16 protein-coding genes are annotated in these 16,199 nt (G+C 75.1%); 10 read left to right on the top strand and 6 right to left on the bottom strand.

Annotation, left to right across the window (positions count from 1 at the left end; translation table 11 throughout):
- Positions 1-51 precede the first annotated feature (51 nt).
- Positions 52-510: a hypothetical protein gene (locus ABZW10_RS07495; protein ID WP_355361336.1), complete on the bottom strand. Its 459-nt coding sequence runs from the start codon at positions 508-510 to the stop codon at positions 52-54.
- Between the two features lie 236 nt (positions 511-746).
- Between ABZW10_RS07495 and ABZW10_RS07500 the strand changes: the two genes are divergently transcribed.
- Both ABZW10_RS07500 and ABZW10_RS07505 read left to right on the top strand, forming a co-directional pair.
- On the top strand, positions 747-1,616 hold the full coding sequence (locus ABZW10_RS07500; RefSeq protein ID WP_355361338.1) for a GNAT family N-acyltransferase: 870 nt from the start codon (positions 747-749) through the stop codon (positions 1,614-1,616).
- On the top strand, positions 1,613-2,437 hold the full coding sequence (locus ABZW10_RS07505; RefSeq protein ID WP_355361340.1) for a lysophospholipid acyltransferase family protein: 825 nt from the start codon (positions 1,613-1,615) through the stop codon (positions 2,435-2,437). Before ABZW10_RS07500 ends, ABZW10_RS07505 begins: the two co-directional genes overlap by 4 nt.
- Positions 2,438-2,473: 36 nt before the next feature.
- On the opposite strand, the gene ABZW10_RS07510 is transcribed toward ABZW10_RS07505, so the two are convergent.
- A complete protein-coding gene (locus tag ABZW10_RS07510) occupies positions 2,474-4,096 on the bottom strand; it encodes an MFS transporter (RefSeq protein WP_355361342.1) in 1,623 nt (540 codons plus the stop codon).
- 160 nt (positions 4,097-4,256) lie between these two features.
- Between ABZW10_RS07510 and ABZW10_RS07515 the strand changes: the two genes are divergently transcribed.
- The 3 genes from ABZW10_RS07515 (at position 4,257) to ABZW10_RS07525 (ending at position 7,747) form a co-directional block, all read left to right on the top strand.
- On the top strand, positions 4,257-4,940 hold the full coding sequence (locus ABZW10_RS07515; RefSeq protein WP_355361344.1) for a TetR/AcrR family transcriptional regulator: 684 nt from the start codon (positions 4,257-4,259) through the stop codon (positions 4,938-4,940).
- A 145-nt stretch (positions 4,941-5,085) separates the two neighbouring features.
- Entirely contained in the window at positions 5,086-6,063 is a 978-nt protein-coding gene (gene pip / locus ABZW10_RS07520) for a prolyl aminopeptidase (protein WP_355361346.1), read from the top strand.
- 130 nt (positions 6,064-6,193) lie between these two features.
- Positions 6,194-7,747, top strand: a complete 1,554-nt coding sequence (locus tag ABZW10_RS07525; RefSeq protein WP_355361348.1) for an alpha/beta fold hydrolase — start codon at positions 6,194-6,196, stop codon at positions 7,745-7,747.
- Positions 7,748-7,826: 79 nt separating this feature from the next.
- Here ABZW10_RS07525 and ABZW10_RS07530 read toward each other — a convergent pair whose 3' ends face one another.
- On the bottom strand, positions 7,827-8,414 hold the full coding sequence (locus ABZW10_RS07530; protein ID WP_355361350.1) for a MarR family transcriptional regulator: 588 nt from the start codon (positions 8,412-8,414) through the stop codon (positions 7,827-7,829).
- A gap of 88 nt (positions 8,415-8,502) precedes the next feature.
- Here ABZW10_RS07530 and ABZW10_RS07535 point away from each other — a divergent pair, with 88 nt between their 5' ends.
- Positions 8,503-9,819, top strand: coding sequence for an MFS transporter (locus ABZW10_RS07535; protein ID WP_355361352.1), 1,317 nt, complete (start codon positions 8,503-8,505; stop codon positions 9,817-9,819).
- Positions 9,816-10,823: a YdcF family protein gene (locus tag ABZW10_RS07540; RefSeq protein WP_355361354.1), complete on the top strand. Its 1,008-nt coding sequence runs from the start codon at positions 9,816-9,818 to the stop codon at positions 10,821-10,823. The genes ABZW10_RS07535 and ABZW10_RS07540 overlap by 4 nt, the downstream gene beginning before the upstream one ends.
- Positions 10,824-10,985: 162 nt before the next feature.
- Here ABZW10_RS07540 and ABZW10_RS07545 read toward each other — a convergent pair whose 3' ends face one another.
- A complete protein-coding gene (locus tag ABZW10_RS07545; protein WP_355361356.1) occupies positions 10,986-11,528 on the bottom strand; it encodes a PaaI family thioesterase in 543 nt (180 codons plus the stop codon).
- 140 nt (positions 11,529-11,668) lie between these two features.
- Here ABZW10_RS07545 and ABZW10_RS07550 point away from each other — a divergent pair, with 140 nt between their 5' ends.
- Both ABZW10_RS07550 and ABZW10_RS07555 read left to right on the top strand, forming a co-directional pair.
- A complete protein-coding gene (locus tag ABZW10_RS07550; RefSeq protein ID WP_355361358.1) occupies positions 11,669-12,352 on the top strand; it encodes a DUF6445 family protein in 684 nt (227 codons plus the stop codon).
- Between the two features lie 50 nt (positions 12,353-12,402).
- A complete protein-coding gene (locus ABZW10_RS07555) occupies positions 12,403-13,941 on the top strand; it encodes a hypothetical protein (protein WP_355361360.1) in 1,539 nt (512 codons plus the stop codon).
- Positions 13,942-14,008: 67 nt separating this feature from the next.
- On the opposite strand, the gene ABZW10_RS07560 is transcribed toward ABZW10_RS07555, so the two are convergent.
- Positions 14,009-14,689 carry an endonuclease gene (locus ABZW10_RS07560; RefSeq protein ID WP_355361362.1) on the bottom strand — a complete coding sequence of 227 codons (681 nt, stop codon included), beginning with the start codon at positions 14,687-14,689 and terminating at the stop codon, positions 14,009-14,011.
- A 72-nt stretch (positions 14,690-14,761) separates the two neighbouring features.
- On the opposite strand from ABZW10_RS07560, the gene murQ reads away from it, so the two are divergent.
- Positions 14,762-15,697 carry an N-acetylmuramic acid 6-phosphate etherase gene (murQ, locus tag ABZW10_RS07565; protein ID WP_355361364.1) on the top strand — a complete coding sequence of 312 codons (936 nt, stop codon included), beginning with the start codon at positions 14,762-14,764 and terminating at the stop codon, positions 15,695-15,697.
- On the opposite strand, the gene ABZW10_RS07570 is transcribed toward murQ, so the two are convergent.
- A complete protein-coding gene (locus tag ABZW10_RS07570; RefSeq protein WP_355361366.1) occupies positions 15,684-16,196 on the bottom strand; it encodes an isochorismatase family protein in 513 nt (170 codons plus the stop codon). The two genes, murQ and ABZW10_RS07570, sit on opposite strands and share 14 nt — an antisense overlap.
- Positions 16,197-16,199 lie beyond the last annotated feature (3 nt).

The following is a 16,199-nucleotide window of genomic DNA, read 5'->3' on the forward strand; positions in this document are numbered from 1 at the left end:
CTCGGCCCCGCCGAGACCCCGGCGCCCACCCGCCCGGCCCCGTCCGCCCCGCTACCCGCCCGTGCCCCGGCCGGGTGCCGGGGCGACGGCGGGGCCGGGCGGGTGGGCGCCGCTGCGCAGCGCGTGCACGGCGCGCACCACGTACCCGGCGAGCAGCAGCCCGCCCGCCATCGCGCCCGAGGCATAGGTGTCCGCCGCCTGCGCCTCCGCCCAGCCGGCCGCCACCCCGATCAGCAGGTACGGCGCCACCGCGACCAGCAGCGCCACGGCCAGCGCCACCAGCGCGGCCCGCGGTCGGCGGTCGTCCTCCCAGCAGCGCTCGCCGACCAGGTGCAGGGCGAGCGCCATCGCCACCACCAGGCACCACCACGGCGAAGGTGCCAGTCCCACCGCTCTGGCCAGCAGATAGACGACGGCGAGCCCCGCCGTCGCCGTCGCCTGGCACCGCAGTACGCCGGTCATGTCGCTGGCGAGTCCCCGCCAGAATCCCGCCCCCGGAATCCACCCCATGCAGCGGAGGATAGGGCGGCGCGCCGGTGCCCAACAGGTGTCCCGCACACGTCGAGTGACCGCATTCAGCAGGTGCACATCTGCGCTCCGCCGAACGGCAACGTGGATGCCAGCCGACTTGGAGAGACATACGGGTGCCGGTTCGCAGACCCGTCGACCGTACGGGCCTGGCCGGGCCGGTGCCACGGGAACCCCGTGGCCGCCGCCGTCGTCCGTGCTGCCCTGGAGGGTCCGCCATGACCACCGCCCCCACGTACGCTCCGCCCGCAGTCACCCCCGGCCGGGCCGCCGACGCGGTGCCCGCCGCGCGCCAGGACGGCGCCGCCGGCTCCGCCTCGGCCGTCTACACCGTAGCGCTGGCCCGCGACGAGGCCGACGTCCGGGCCGCCCAGCGGCTGCGCCACCAGGTCTTCGCCGACGAACTCGGCGCCACCCTGCACAGCACCGTCCCCGGGCTGGACGTCGACCCGTTCGACGAGTTCTGCGACCACCTGCTCGTCCGCGAGGGCGAGGACGGCGCGGTCGTCGGCACCTACCGGCTGCTGCGCCCCGAGGCCGCCCGCCGGGCCGGGCGGCTCTACTCCGACGGCGAGTTCGACCTCTCCGGCCTCGCCCCGCTGCGCGAGGGGCTGGTGGAGCTCGGCCGCTCCTGCATCGCCGCCGAGCACCGCGGCAACGGCGCGGTCATCAACCTGATGTGGGGCGGCATCGCCCGCTACCTCGCCGACACCGGCAACACCTGGGTGGGCGGCTGCTGCTCGATCTCGCTGGAGGACGGCGGCGCCACCGCCGCCCGGGTGTGGGACACCGTCGCCGCCAAGCACCTCGCCCCCGAGCAGTACCGGGTGACCCCGCACCGCCCGTGGGACGCCACCGGTGTGGAGCGGGCCGCCAAGGCGCCGCTGCCGGCCCTGCTCCGCGGCTACCTGCGGCTCGGCGCCTGGGTCTGCGGCCGGCCCGCGCACGACCCGGACTTCGACTGCGCCGACCTCTACGTGCTGCTGTCGCTGGAGCGCACCGACCCGCGCTACCTGCGGCACTTCCTCTCCGGTGTGGGCGGCGTCGGCACGGCGGCCCCGGCCCCGGCCCCGGAACAGGTCTCATGAGTGTCTGGCTGCCGACGGCCTCCTGCACCCCGGAGGCCTGCCTGACCGACCCGGCGCCCACCGTCGCCCTCCCCCGCCGGGTCCTGCGGCTGGCCGCCTGTCTGACGGTGCTCACGGTGGGGCTCGCGCTCACCGTGCCGGCCCGGGCCCTGCCGCGCGGGCCGCACGACCGGCTCGCCCGGTTCTGGGCGCGCGCCCTGCTCGGCTCGTTGGGGGTCGCGGTGCGGATCGAACCCGGCCCCCAGGCGGAACCGGGGGGCGGGAGCGGGATGCTGCTGGTGGCCAACCACGTCTCCTGGCTGGACATCCCGCTGATCGCCGCCGCCAGCCCGGGCCGCTCGCTGGCCAAGACCGAGGTGCGGCGCTGGCCGGTGCTCGGTCCGCTGGTCGCCCTGGGCGGGACCGTCTTCCTCGACCGCGACCGGCTGCGCTCGCTGCCGACGACCGTCTCCGAGGTGGCCGCCGCGCTGCGGGCCGGTCACCCGATGATCGTCTTTCCGGAGGGTTCCACCTGGTGCGGCCGGGAGAGCGGCCGCTTCCGTCCGGCCTTCTTCGAGGCCGCCGTCCAAGCCGCAGCCCCCGTCCAGCCGGTGGCGATCCGCTACCGGCTGGCCGACGGCCGCCCCACCAGCGCGCCCGCCTTCGTCGGCGAGGACGGTCTGCTCACCTCGCTGGCACGCGTCGTCGCCGTCCGGGGCCTGGTCGCCGAGCTGGCCTTCCGCCCGGCGATCCCGGCCCCGGACCGCGACCCGTCCCGCCGCTGGGAGGCCCGCAAGTCCCTGGCCCGCGCCGCCCAGTGCGCGGTGGAGGGCATCCGCTGAGCGGGCTCCAGGTCGGCGGGTGAGCGGGCGCGGGCGCTACGGCGCGGTCCCGGCTCCGGCTCCGGCTCCGGTCCCGGCCTCGGCCCCCGCTTCGGCCTCGGCGGCGAGGTCGTGCTCCGCGGGGCCGGGGGCCGCGGCGGCCGGCGGACGCCGACCCGCGCGCAGCAGCAGGGCAACCAGCACGGCGGCCACCGCCAGGGCCGCCGCGCCGCAGCGCAGGGCGAGGTGGATGCCGTCGGTGAAGGCGTGCTCGACGGCGTACCCGACCGGGGCGGGCAACGACTCGGCCGGGGCGGTGGTGGCGGTGGCCAGGGTGTCGGCGGCGTGGCCGAGCGTCCCGGACGGGAGGCCGAGGCCGGCCAGCGAGGCGGTCAGCACGGTCGTCAGGCGGTGGGTCAGCACGGCGCCGAGGACGGCGATGCCGAGGACACCACCGAGCTCGCGCAGGGTGTTGACGGTGGCCGACGCGGTCCCCATCCGCTCGGGGGCGACCCGGTGGAGAACGGCGATCGACACCGGCGTGAAGGTCATCCCCATGCCCAGGCCGAGCACGAACAGCGTCCACAGGTACTCGGCGTAGCGGGCCTGCTCGCCGTACAGCGACAGGCCGGCCAGGCCGAGCGCGCACAGGGCGATGCCCAGGACCAGCGGCAACCGGGGCCCGTGGCGGCCGGTCAGCCGGGCCGAGAGGGGGCCGGCGACGACGATCATCGCCGTCATCGGCAGTCCGGCGAGGCCGGCCGCCGTCGGTGACCAGTCCAGCACGCCCTGCATCAGGAGCGGCAGGAAGAACAGCGCACCGAACATCCCGAAGCTCACCATGAACCCGCCGAGCAGCGCGCCGCCGAGCACGCCGTCCCGGAACAGCCGAAGGTCCAGCATCGGCTCGGCGATCCGCCGTTCGAGCAGCACGAAGGCGACCAGCAGCAGCACCGCGAGCACCGCGGTGGTGATCACCCGGGTGTCCGTCCAGCCGCGCCCGGGGCCCTCGACGAGGGTGTGGACGGCGGCGGCGAGGCCCGTCGCGGACAGCACGAGGCCGCCGAGGTCGACGCGGCGGGCGCGGCCCGGGATCGCGGGCAGCACCCGGCCGGAGAGGACGAGCGCGGCGACGCCGATCGGCACGTTGATCCAGAACACGCTCGCCCAGCCGAAGGCCTCCACCATCGGGCCGCCGACCACCGGGCCGACCGAGAGGCCGAGCGCGGAGACGCCGGACCACGTCCCGATCGCCTTGGTGCGCTCGCGCTCGTCGGTGAACACCTGCCGCAGGATCGCGAGGCTGCCCGGGGTCAGCAGGGCGGCGCCGACGCCCTGGAGCATCCGCGCGGCGACCAGCGTCCCGACGGTTCCGGCGAGCGCGGCGGCGGCCGAGCCGGCCGTGAACAGCGCGAGCCCGAGCCGGAAGACGGCGGTGCGGCCGTAGCGGTCGCCGAGCGCGCCGCCGGTGAGCAGCAGGGCGGCGAAGACCAGGCTGTAGCCCTCGGCCACCCACTGGAGGCCGGTGATGCCCGCGTCGAGGTCCCGGCCGATGCGGGGCAGGGCGTTGTTGACGATGACATTGTCCAGCATGGACATGAACATGGTGATGCAGAGCGTCGCGAGCGCGAGCCGGCGGCGCCGGGCGCCCGGCGCCGCGATTCCCTCGGTCTCCCCCATCGGGTGGCCCTCCTGATTCGGTTGATTCGGTCGCACGAAGTGCTTCGACCCACAGAGTCCCTAACGGCGTTAGGGACTCGTTCGACGGAGGACAGCGTGCACCTAACGGTGTTAGATTGCAAGTGCGATCGCCGCCCGCCCGACGAACAGCGAGGACCACATGCCGGCCGACGAGCAGGACGCCGCCCAGCCCGCACTCACCCGCGAGGCACTCGCCCAGGCCGCGCTGCGGGTGCTGGAGCGCGACGGCCTGGCCGGCCTGTCGATGCGCAAGGTGGCCGCCGAGGTCGGCGTCAAGGCCGCCTCGCTGTACTGGCACGTCCGCAACAAGGAGGAGCTGCTGGACCTCCTCAACGACGCCCTGATGGCCGGTGTCGAGGCCCCGCCGCGCACCGGCGACTGGCGCGTCCAGCTGCGCGGCTACTGCGATCGGCACCGCGCCCACCTGCTCGGCAGGCGGGACGCGGCCAAGGTGGTGGCGGGCCGCCTCGCACCCGGTCCGAACCTGCTGCACCTGATGGAGGACCAGCTCGACCGGCTGCGCGGGGCCGGCTTCTCCGCCGCCGACGCCGCGATGGTGTCCTACCTGCTCGGCGCGTACGTGCAGGGCTTCGTGCTCCAGGAGCAGTCCCCGATGGCGGCGGCCGAGACCACCGGCACCGGCCGGCGCGCGGTCGCCGACGCCGCCGCCGAGCGGTTCCGGGCACTGCCGGCCGACGAGTTCCCGCGGCTGGTCGCGATGGCCGACGAGCTCACGGGGCCGGACCTCGACGCCCGGTTCGCCTTCGGCCTCGAACGCATCCTCGACGGGCTGGCGGCGCTGCTCCCCGCCGAGCGCCGCTGACCGTCCGGGCGCGGGACCCTCGGCGCCGTCCGCCTCACGATGGCGCCGGCATCGGGCGGGTGCCGTCCGAAATCGTTCGACCACCGTCCGTCAGACCGCTAGTCTCGCGGGCGCGCACGATCCGTCCCAACGAGGAGGCACCCGCATGACCGCTTTCCACCCCGTCGGCGAGCCCTACGCGGAAGGCCTGCTGGACGTCGGCGACGGCCAGCGGATCCACTGGGAGGTGTCCGGCAACCCGGACGGCAAGCCCGCCGTCGTGGTGCACGGCGGACCGGGCTCCGGACTGAACACCGGAAACCGGCGGTACTTCGACCCCGAGCGCTACCGGCTGGTGCTGTTCTCCCAGCGCAACTGCGGCCGCAGCGAGCCGCACGCCGCCGACCCGGCGACCGGCCTGGAGCACAACACCACCGCGCACCTCGTCGCCGACCTGGAGCGGCTGCGCGAACACCTGGGCGTCGAGCGGTGGCTGATGTTCGGCGGCTCCTGGGGCTCCACGCTGATCCTCGCCTACGCGCAGGCGCACCCCGAACGGGTGTCGGAGATCGTGATCAGCGCCGTCACGACGACCAGGCCCGAGGAGATCGACTGGCTCTACCGGGGCGTCGGGCGGCTGTTCCCGCGCCCCTGGGAGGCCTTCCGCGACGCGCTGCCGCCCGAGGACCGCGACGGCGACCTGCTCGTCGCGTACGACCGGCTGCTCAACGACCCGGACGAGTCCGTGCGCCGCGCGGCCACCCTCGCCTGGGCGACCTGGGAGGACGCGGTCATCTCCCACGAGACCCAGGGCTCCCCGAACGCCTACACGAACCGGCCCTCCGAGGCGCTGACGGCCTTCGTGCGGATCACCGCGCACTACTTCTCCCGCCAGGCCTTCCTGGAGCCCGGCCAACTGCTGCGCGACGCCCACCGGCTGGCCGGCATCCCGGGCGTGCTGATCCACGGCGCCCTCGACCTCGACAGTCCGCTGGACACCGCCTGGGCGCTCGCCAAGGCCTGGCCGGACGCCGAGCTGACGGTGATCCAGAACGCCGGACACACCGGCTCCCCCGCCACCCGCGAGACCGTCCTGGCGGCGATGGAGCGATTCGCGGGCCGACGGCCCCCACACGTTCAGTGACGGGTCATCAACGGTCCGGAGCAGGGGGGTGACAGGCCGGCGCCGGCCGCCGACACTGGGAGGAGAAGCTCCCCAGTCAACGGGTCGGCCGGTGCCGGCCGGTACCGGCCGCGGAGAGGGCAGGCCGGCCATGAGCACGCCGTCCGCCGGGCTCCCGATCATCTACGTCCGGGGATACGCCGGAGGCACCCCCGGGATCGAGAAGGCCGTCACGGATCCGTTCTACGGATTCAACCAGGGCTCGACGCACATCCGCGTCGGCCGCCAGGACAACCCCGTTCTCTACCAGTTCGAAAGTCCGTTGCTGCGACTGCACCTCGACGAGGGCTACCACATCGTCGTCGAGGGCGGACCGCGGCCGGAGAAGGAGGAGGACCCTCCCCCCGAGAGCATCTGGATCCACCGCTTCTACGACCTCTGCTCCGGCAGTTGGGGCAGCCAGGCACAGTCGTTCGACCTGGAGACGGCCGCCCGTGACCTACTGCGGCTGATCGACCACGTACGGGAGCGGACCGGTGCGCGCCGGGTGAACCTGGTCGCCCACTCGATGGGCGGGCTGATCTGCCGCTGCCTGCTGCAGAAGATCATCCCGGCCGAGCGCAACGAACGCGCCACCGACTACGTCGCGAAGCTGTTCACCTACGGAACGCCGCACGGCGGCATCACCTTCGCCGTCGGCTTCGGGGTCCCGGAGGCGCTGCGCGACCTCTTCGACATCAACGGCGCCGACATCTTCGGCCCGGACCGGATGTACCAGTACCTGACCCCGGCTCCGGACCCGGACGGACCGCCGGACGGCTGGCGCGCGGTGGACATCGGCGACGACAACGGCAGCGGGCCGGCCGCGAACGCCGCCGGCCGCTTCCCGCTCGACCGGGTGTTCTGCATGGTCGGCACCGACGCCCGGGACTACGACGTCGGCCACGGCATCTCGGCCGAGGCGGTCGGCCCGCGCAGCGACGGGCTGGTGCAGATCGAGAACGCCCAGGTCACCGGCGCCAACCGGGCGTTCGCCTACCGCAGCCACAGCGGCGCCTACGGGCTGGTCAACTCCGAGGAGGGCTACCAGAACCTGCGCCGCTTCCTGTTCGGCGACGTGCGCGCCGACACCGACCTTGTCGACGTCCGGCTGCCCGGGGACCCGGAGGTCACCTGGCAGGCCGAGGTGCGGGTCACGGCGCGCGGGCTGCCGGTGCTGATGCACGAACGGGCCGCGCCGCACTGGTGCCCGATCCAGCTGTCCGATCCGACCGAGGCGAGCCTGCGCGCACGGGCCGCCACCGCCGGGGACGGCGCCGTCCCGCTGGCGACCACCTTCCTCTCCAGCCGGCTCCGCCCGCAGGACTCGGGCGCGCTGCGGTTCGTGCTCGACCTGAACCTGCTCTCGCTGCGCGAGACGCACGGGCTCTTCGGCTTCGGCGACCACCTGGAGCAGACCGCCGACTTCTCGGACACCCTGATCGTCGACGTGGCCGCCGACGGTGAACGGCCGGCGGCCTGGGCGCACTGGAACTCCGAGGTGCCCGGGGCGATCCGGGACCTGAGCCCGACCGGCGACCCGCTGCCCGACGAGGCCCCGCAGGGCGACGGCTCCTGGCTCGCCCATGTGCCGCTGCCGGCCACCACCCGGCCGATCCTCGGACCGGACGCCCGGATCCGCCTCACGGTCGGGCCCTGGAACTGACGGCCCGCCGCCTCGGGACGGTCTCCGGCGTGCCGACTCGGCCGTGTCGGATCAGCCGCGCCGGATCAGCCGCGCCGGATCAGCCGTGCCAGCCGGTCTCCGCGCGGTCGGTCCGCGGCCGCGGGCGGTCGGCCGGGGCCTCCGGCACCGGCTGCTCGGCGGCCAGCAGGACGCGGCGCAGCAGGTCGGAGAGCTGACGCCGTTCGACCGGGGTGAGGACGCCGAGCAGGCGCTGCTCCTCGTGGCCGACCACGTCCAGCGCCCGCCGCCAGGCCAGCCGGCCCGCCTCGGTGAGTTCGACGTCGACCCGGCGGCGGTCGTCGCTGGAGGGGGTGCGGACGACGAATCCGCGCCGCTCCAGCGCCTCCAGACGGCCGGTCACCGAGGCCGGCGCCAGGTTGAGGTCGGCGCGCAGGTCGGAGGGGGTGGCCCGGCCGCCGCGGCCGGCCAGCCCGTGCAGGGTGTCGAACTCGTGCTTCTGCAGGCCGTAGTCGGCCACCCCCTGCTCGCGGACCCGCCCGAGGTGGCGGGTGAGCTTGCTCATCCGGGTGACGGCGCCCTCGACGTCCGGGTCGAGGTGCGGCAGCACCGGCCGCCAGCGTTCGACGTGGCCGTCGGTCCAGTCGCGGGGCCGCTCGGCCGCCGTCCGGTGGGTCGCGCGTGTCATGCCCCGAGTGTAGGCGCCCGTGAGCTGCGGGTTTCGGGCCGCCGATATTTCGTTGCCGAAACTTCGGCAACGAAATACAGTGCTTCCCGTGACCCTGCTTCAGCACCCGCTGCGCCTGCCCGACTTCCGGCTGCTCTTCCTCGGCCGGACGATCTCCACCCTGGGCGACGCCGTCGTGCCCGCCGCCCTGGCCATCGCCGTCACCCGGGCGACCGGCTCCTCCGGCGCGCTCGCCCTCGTGCTCGGCTGCGCGATGGTCCCGCGTCTGCTGCTGCTCCCGCTGGGCGGCGTGGTCGGGGACCGGGTCAACCCTCGGCTGGTCGCGCTCGTCACCGACCTGGTCCGGGCCGCCGCCCAGCTGGCCGTCGGCCTCGAACTCTTCGCCGACCAGCCCCGGCTGGCACCGATCGCGGCGGCCGAGGCGGTCGGCGGGATCGCCTCCGCGTTCGCCATACCGACGGCGACGCCGCTGGTCGCCGCCACCGTGGCGGGGCCGCACCGGATGCGGGCCAACGCGCTGCTCGCCTCGGCCGCGAACGCCGCACGGCTCGGCGGCCCGGCACTCGCCGGACTGCTGATCTGGACGGCCGGCCCCGGCTGGGCGTTCCTGCTGGACGGCCTCTCCTTCCTGGTCAGCGCGGCACTGCTGACGCGGCTGCGGGTGCGGCACACCCCCGGCGAACGCCGCTCGCTGCGCACCGACCTGGTGCGCGGGTGGAGCGAGGTGCGCTCGCGCGACTGGTACTGGACGAGCCTGATCGGCCACGGCGTGTGGAACGGCGCCGCCGCCGTGCTGCTCACCCTCGGCCCGCTGATCGCCACCCGGCAGCTGGGCGGGGACGGCGTCTGGATCGCCATGACCCAGGCCGCCGCGGGCGGCGTGCTGGTCGGTTCGCTGCTCGCCGGCCGGTACCGGCCGCCGCGGCCGGTGCTGGTCGCCAACCTGGGCCTGGCCCTGTACGCCCTGCCGCTGACCTCCCTCGCCCTGGCGGCGCCGGCCCCGGTCACGGTGGCCGCGTACGCGCTGGCGATGACGGGGCTGGGCTTCCTCAGCCCGGTGTGGCAGACGGTCGTGCAGCAGGAGTTCCCGCCGCAGGTACTGGCCCGGGTGACGTCCTACGACTGGCTGCTGTCGCTCGCCGCCGCCCCGCTCGGGTACGCGCTCGCACCGCTGGCCGCGGACGCCTGGGGCAGCACCGGGCCGCTGCTGGTCACCGCCGTCCTGGTCGCGCTCGCCTGCGCCGGCACCGCGGCCGTCCCCGGCGTCCGCCGGGTCGGCCGGCCGGTGGAATCGGACCGGGACGGCGCGGGAAAGGCGGTCGAAACGGATACGACCGGTGGGTATCCCGCGGACCGGGAGGCCCGCGCCGGAGCCGTCCGGCCGGACCCTACGATACGGACATGATCGCCTATGCCCCAGCGGCCTTGTTCTTCCTCCTGTGTGGGATCGGAGTCCTTCGCGACCGCCGCCGGTTCAGCAACGCCGTCCTGCTCGGCATCGCGGTCTCGCTGCTCGCCCTCGCACTGATCGCCGAGCTCCGCCGGGCACCCAGCCTGGTCGCCGAGCTGGCGGTCGCCCTGATCGCGCTGCTCCCGACCGTCGGCACCATCGCCCTGGTCTGGTTCCTGCTCTCCAACGGGCTGACGATGATCCGCAAGGAGGGGCGGCGGCCGGCGAACCTGCTGTCCCTGCTCGCCGGACTCGGCATCCTGGGCCTGATCGGGCTGTTCATCGTGGCGCTGCTCACCAAGTCCCCGAGCATCGGCATCCTTGCCGCGACCGCGCTGCTGGTGGTCGGCTACGTCTCCTTCCTGTTCGTCTGCTTCGTCGGCTACGCCTTCCTCTACCAGCTCCACCGGCCGCGCGGCGACGTCGACTTCGTCGTGGTGCTGGGCTCCGGGCTGATCGGCGGCGAGCGGGTGCCGCCGCTGCTCGCCAGCCGGCTCGAACGCGGCCGCGACCTCTACGAGAAGCAGGCCGCGCGCGGCAATCCGCCGGTGCTGATCACCTCGGGCGGCCAGGGTCCGGACGAGAAGCTGCCGGAGTCCCACGCGATGGCGAACTACCTGACCGAGCGCGGCTTCCCGGCCGAGCGGCTGGAGCGCGAGGACCGCTCGCGCACCACCGAGGAGAACCTGCTGTTCAGCAAGGTGATCATGGAGCAGGCCAAGGCCGACTACCGCGCCGTCGTCGTCACCAACAACTTCCACGCCTTCCGTGCCGCCCTGACGGCCCGCAAGACCGGTGTCACCGGCCAGGTCTGCGGCTCGCCCACCGCCCGGTACTACTGGCCGAGCGCGACCATCCGCGAGTTCGCCGCCGTCTTCCTCTCCCACAAGGTGATCAACCTCGGGATCTGCGGCTTCGTCGCCGTCTGCGGGCTGGTCGCCGCGGCCCTCGGGGCGTAGTGGCGTCCGGGGCACGGTGACGGCGCCGCGCACCGGCCGCCGCCCACCGGCCACCACCCGTCGGCCGCCCCGTCACGGCCGACGGGCCCCGGCGGTCGGCAACCGCGCCGACGCGCGCGGGCGAACCGCCGGGGGCCCGGAGCCCTGGCCCGTTCGGGTGCGTCAGCCGGCCCGACGCGGGGCCAGGACGGCACAGGTGGTGGTCGCGTGCGCGAAGAGCCGGCCGTCCTCGCAACCGATGATCCGCGCCTCCGCGGTGGCGATCGTCCGGCCGACGTGCAGGGCGACCCCCTCGCAGCGCACCTGGCCCGAGTCCGCGAACAACGGCCGCACCATGTGCACGTTCAGCTGGGTGGTGGTGTAGCCGATGCCGGCCGGCAGCCGGCTCAGCACGGCGCAGCCGAGCGCCGAGTCCAGCAGGGTGGCCAGGTACCCGCCGTGGACGGTGTTCATCGGATTGAAGAGGTGGTCGCCGAGCTCGCCGTCGAAGACGGCCGTCCCGGGACCGGCCTCCACCAGCCGGAAGCCCATGGTGCTCCCGATCGGCGGCTGCGGGATCCGGCCGGCGATGATCTCCTGGAGGATCTCCTCGCCGGTGAGGTGCGGGAACGCGGAGATAGGCGGACCGGACTGCCAGTGATGGGTGCGGGTGCGCGGCGCCCCGGCGGCCGACGGGTCGGCCGGATCGATCTCGAAGGTGGTCATGGCACCACCCTTCCGGTCCCCCGCCGCGCGCTCAAGCGTGACCCCGCCCACACACAACCGGTCATGGTCATGGCGACCTTGACGAAAGGTTGACCTGCTCACGGCAGAACGTTGGGGGCGACAAATCCTATGGTCGGCCCATGCCTCCACTGCCCGCCGGACGGACGGCTCCCCTTCCCGTCCTGCCCTACCGCAAGCCCACTCCCGGCCGCGACTACTGGGTGTTCGACGACGTCCTGCCCGACCCGGACACCGTCCGGCGCCGTTGCCTGGAACGCAACGACTGGGCCGAGGGCTACCCCTACCGCCCGGAGACCTGGCCCGGCCTGCGGACCATGCCCGGCCTCGAACCGGACGAACTGGTCCGCGTCGAGGCACTGGTCCGCAAGGCCACCGGAGCACCGCGGCTCTGGGTACAGACCGCTCCCGGCGGCGGCACCCTGAACCACAACTGCGTCCAGCTCGTCGGCGCCGCCGAATCGGAGCCGCGCCCGCACACCGATTCCCGCGCCCTCTGCCGCTACGCGGCCGTCCTCTACCTGACCCCCGGCGCCCCCAAGGGCGCCGGCACCGGCTTCTACCGCCAGCAGTTCCCCGGCGGCCGGCTCGGCGGCAACCTGGTCACGGCACCGCACAACAACCTCGTCGAGGCCCTCGGCACCCGCCGGGTCCCCGCCGACGCCTTCACCGAGGACGTCCGTGTCCCCAACCGCTTCAACCGCCTGCTCGTCTACCACGCCAACCTCATCCACAGCGCCACCGCCTACCACGGCCTGTCCCTGGAGGACCGGCGGATGACGGCGGTCTTCTTCTGGATGGCCTGACCCAGCACAGGCGCACACGCGTGCCACTGTGGACCTGGCAGGATGCCGGCGTGATCCACGTCGTGCTCCACCCCGACCGCGTCCTGTGCGGCCTCGCCGCCAACCCCGCCCTGCCCGCCGACCTGGTCGACCGGCTGATCACCCTCGCCGCGACCACCCCCGACCGGACTCTCGCCGACGACCTCGCCGCCGAGCTCACCGACCGGGACGACCTCACCCCGTCCCAGGTGCGCGCGCTCTTCGCCGACGTCGACGACGCGAGCCGGCCCGAGTCCGCGCTCACCCTGCTGGAGCGCGGCGAGGGCCGGCCGGACCTGGCACGACGGCTCGCGGCCGACCCCGACCCCTGGCTGCGCGGCCGGCTCGCCGCCTGCCCCGACCTGCCGGACGACGTCGTACGACGCCTCGCCGAGGACCGGGATCCCGAGGTCGTCGCGGAACTCGCCCTCGCCGCACCACCCGATCTCGCGGCGGCCCTCGCCCACCACCCGCACACCACCGTCCGCCGCGCGGTGGCCGCCAACGACCGGACACCGCCGGACGTCCTGCTCGCCCTGCTCGCCGGCGACGCCCTGCCGACCGGCGACACGCTGCCACCGGCCGGTGCCTGCCCGGTCTGCGAGCGGCACACCATGCCCTACGAGCACGGCCAGGACTGCGAGTTCCCGGACTGCCCGGCGCTGCCCGGCACCGTCTGCTCCGGCGAGCACGAGACCGCCCGGCACCACATCACGGCCAACGCCCTCGCCCACCCCGCGACGCCCGCTGCCCTCGCCGCCCGGTTCGCCGACCACCCCGCGGTGCCGCCACGCGCCGAGCTGGCGGCCCGCACCGACCTGCCGCCGGAGGTCTACCGCCGGCTCGCCACCGACCCGGTGCGGTGGGTCCGCAGCACGCTCGCCGAGAACCCGGCGATCGACGAGGACGTGATCCGCATCCTGGCCGAGGACGAGAGCAGCGACGTCACCGGGCCCCTGACCGACCACCCACGGCTGCCGCTCGACGTGCTCACCCGACTGGCCGTCCGAGGCCGCAGCCACCCCGTCCTGGTACCCCGGATCGCGGCCGCCTCCCCCGCCGAGGTCGCACAGCTGGCCGCCTCCCCGATACCGGCCGTCCGGATGCTGGTCGCCGAGCGCCGCGACCTGCCGCCCGCCGTCCGCGATGCCCTCGCCGCCGACCCCGACGCCAAGGTCCTGAAGGCGATCGCCCCGCACCCCGGTCTGCCCGAGCCGCTGCTGCGCGCCATGCTCGCCCGGCACGGCGTCCGCGTCGCCGCCCGGATGGCCACCAACCCGGACGCCTCACCGGCCCTGCTCACCGACCTGGCCCACCACCGCCCGCCCGTCCGGACGGCCCTGCGCGCCATCGCCTCCCACCCCGCAGCACCGCTGCCCGCCCTGACCGCCTGCCTGGAGGACCGACAGGCCCGCCCGATCGCCGCCGCCCACCCCTCCCTCCCGCCCACCCTCCTCACCGAACTGATCGGCGACCCCGTCCCCCACGTCGCCGAAGTCGCCGCCGCCAACCCCGCCCTCCCGATCCCCCTCGCCCGCGCCCTCCTCACCCAGCTGACACCCCCCACCTGACCAGCCCGGTCATCGACCCGCCCGGTCGCTACTGCTGACGCGCCCAGGCGTGCCACGGCGGTCGAGGTCAAGCCCAGGCCTGCCGCGATCTCGGCGGCCTCACGCGCTCGGCGGCCGCGAGGAGCGGGTCACCGTGGGGGTGGCTCAGGCTGAGGCGGGTGAGGGCGGCGGCGAGGCGGGCGAGGTCGTGCGGTGGGGTCAGGGCGGCGAGGGCGGTGGGGGTGTGGGGCAGGCCGAGGTCGGCGGCGGCGCGCAGGGTGCGGGCGTCGAAGGAGGGACGCAGGGTGGGCCAGACGGCCTGGGCCTCGCGGCAGAAGATGCCCGCGCCGACCGGGCCGATCCGGGGGAACTCGCGGAGCAGTTCGGCGATGCGGTCCGGGTCGCCGCCGGCCTCGTCGCGCAGGCGGCGGAGGTCTCCGTGCCAGCGGCCGAGGAGCAGTTCGGCGCCGTGGCCGAGGGCGGTGGCAGTGCTCTCGTCGTAGCGGACGTAGTGGGCGCGGCCGAGGGCGTCGATCCGGTCCTGCCGGCGGGAGGCGGCCATCGCCTTCGGGGTTCGCAGGCCGGCCGCGGAGAGTTCCCGCGCAGCCGCGACCGCGAGGGCGGCGCCGATCCGCACCGAGCTGAGCGTGGTGAGGACCAGCAGCCGGTAGAGCGGCGACGGTGTGTCGCGGAGCCTGATGCCCGCCTCGTCGGCGTAGGTACGGCCGAAGCGTTTCAGCAGGGCGGCGACCGTCTCCTCGTGGCCCACGGCGGTCTCCTTTCCTCGCCCGTGCGGCGCCTGCCCCGGTTGCCGGCCGTCATGCGCGGGGAGGGAGGCGGTATGGACGACACCGACCGCCCGGCCACCGAGGTGGTGCGGCCGCAGTGGGCCGGCCTCGACCGGCTGGGGACGCTGGAGCTGCTGCGGCTGCTGAACGCCGAGGACCGTACGGTCGCCGGGGCGGTGGCCGGGCAGCTGCCGCGGATCGCCGTCGTGGTGGACGCGGTCGCGGAGCGGATGGCCCGGGGCGGGCGGCTGGTCTACGCGGGCGCCGGGACGGCGGGGCGGCTCGGGGTGCTGGACGCGAGCGAGTGCCCGCCGACCTTCAACACCGCCCCGGGTCAGGTGGTGGGCGTGATCGCAGGCGGCGCGCAGGCGCTGGTGCGCGCCGTGGAGGGCGCGGAGGACCGTCCGGAGCTGGCGACCGCCGACCTGGCGGCGCTGGCGCTGACCGCCGAGGACACCGTGGTGGGCGTCTCCGCCTCCGGTCGCACCCCGTACACGGTGGCGGCGGTGCGCAGCGCCCGCGCCGCCGGGGCGCTGGCCGTCGGACTGGCGGGGACCGCCGGGTCGCCGCTGGTCGCAGCCGCCGAGCTGGGCATCGAGGTGGTGACGGGGCCGGAGGTGGTGGCGGGTTCGACCCGGCTCAAGGCGGGCACGGCGCAGAAGCTGGTGCTGAACCTGCTCTCCACGGCGGTGATGGTCCGGCTCGGCAAGACGTACGGAAATCTGATGGTCGACGTCCGGGCGGGCAACGCCAAACTGCGCGACCGGGCGCGGCGGATCGTCACCGGGATCACCGGCGCGGACGAGGAGACGGCACGACGGGCGCTGGCAGCCACCGGCGGCGAGGTGAAGGACGCCGTGCTGGTCGTCCTCGCCGGGGTGGACGCCCCGGCCGCCGCCCGGCTGCTCGCCGCGGCGGACGGCCGGCTGCGCGAGGCGCTGGAGCTGGCGCGCGGCGGCGCCGACCGGGGCGGCGTCAGCCGAGGCTGAGACCGCTCCGGTCGACCACCTCGCCGAAACGGGGCAGCGAGAGGGCGACGGACGCCCGGTGCTCCTCCTCGGTCAGGGCCGTCATGGCCGGCTCGACGAACACCGCCGCGTAGCCGTGGTCGGCGGCCGACCGGGCGGTGGACTCGACGCCGAGGTTGGTGGCGATGCCGCCGAACACCAGGGTGTCGACGCCGCGCGCCTGGAGCAGCTCGTGCAGGCCGGTGCGGTGGAAACCGCCGATGGTGCGCTTGACGACGACCTCGTCGGCGAGGGCGGCGACCTCGGGCAGCAGGTCGCTCCCGGGCGGCTGCTCGGCGACGCCGGGGCGCTCGACGCGGATCGCGATCACCGGAGCGCCGGCGGCCCGGAAGGCCGTCGCGAGGTCGAGCGCCGTGGCGACCACCTCACTGCCGGGGCGAGGGGCGAGCGGCAGAGCGGCGATCCGCTCCATGAGGTCGACCAGGACGAGGGCGGTGCGGGCGGGGTCGAGAGTTCTCATGGA

This window comes from Kitasatospora sp. NPDC004723 (genome assembly GCF_040609255.1).
In the GTDB taxonomy this organism is placed as follows: domain Bacteria; phylum Actinomycetota; class Actinomycetes; order Streptomycetales; family Streptomycetaceae; genus Kitasatospora.

What these genes read in the sequence shown, in the direction of transcription:
- ABZW10_RS07550 (WP_355361358.1), top strand. Translation starts at nt 11,669, where the DNA reads ATGCCTCCACTGCCCGCCGGACGGACGGCTCCCCTTCCCGTCCTGCCC.
- ABZW10_RS07495 (WP_355361336.1), bottom strand. Translation starts at nt 510, where the DNA reads ATGGGGTGGATTCCGGGGGCGGGATTCTGGCGGGGACTCGCCAGCGAC.
- ABZW10_RS07500 (WP_355361338.1), top strand. Translation starts at nt 747, where the DNA reads ATGACCACCGCCCCCACGTACGCTCCGCCCGCAGTCACCCCCGGCCGG.
- ABZW10_RS07510 (WP_355361342.1), bottom strand. Translation starts at nt 4,096, where the DNA reads ATGGGGGAGACCGAGGGAATCGCGGCGCCGGGCGCCCGGCGCCGCCGG.
- ABZW10_RS07515 (WP_355361344.1), top strand. Translation starts at nt 4,257, where the DNA reads ATGCCGGCCGACGAGCAGGACGCCGCCCAGCCCGCACTCACCCGCGAG.
- ABZW10_RS07540 (WP_355361354.1), top strand. Translation starts at nt 9,816, where the DNA reads ATGATCGCCTATGCCCCAGCGGCCTTGTTCTTCCTCCTGTGTGGGATC.
- ABZW10_RS07530 (WP_355361350.1), bottom strand. Translation starts at nt 8,414, where the DNA reads ATGACACGCGCGACCCACCGGACGGCGGCCGAGCGGCCCCGCGACTGG.
- pip (WP_355361346.1), top strand. Translation starts at nt 5,086, where the DNA reads ATGACCGCTTTCCACCCCGTCGGCGAGCCCTACGCGGAAGGCCTGCTG.
- ABZW10_RS07570 (WP_355361366.1), bottom strand. Translation starts at nt 16,196, where the DNA reads ATGAGAACTCTCGACCCCGCCCGCACCGCCCTCGTCCTGGTCGACCTC.
- murQ (WP_355361364.1), top strand. Translation starts at nt 14,762, where the DNA reads ATGGACGACACCGACCGCCCGGCCACCGAGGTGGTGCGGCCGCAGTGG.
- ABZW10_RS07505 (WP_355361340.1), top strand. Translation starts at nt 1,613, where the DNA reads ATGAGTGTCTGGCTGCCGACGGCCTCCTGCACCCCGGAGGCCTGCCTG.
- ABZW10_RS07525 (WP_355361348.1), top strand. Translation starts at nt 6,194, where the DNA reads ATGAGCACGCCGTCCGCCGGGCTCCCGATCATCTACGTCCGGGGATAC.
- ABZW10_RS07545 (WP_355361356.1), bottom strand. Translation starts at nt 11,528, where the DNA reads ATGACCACCTTCGAGATCGATCCGGCCGACCCGTCGGCCGCCGGGGCG.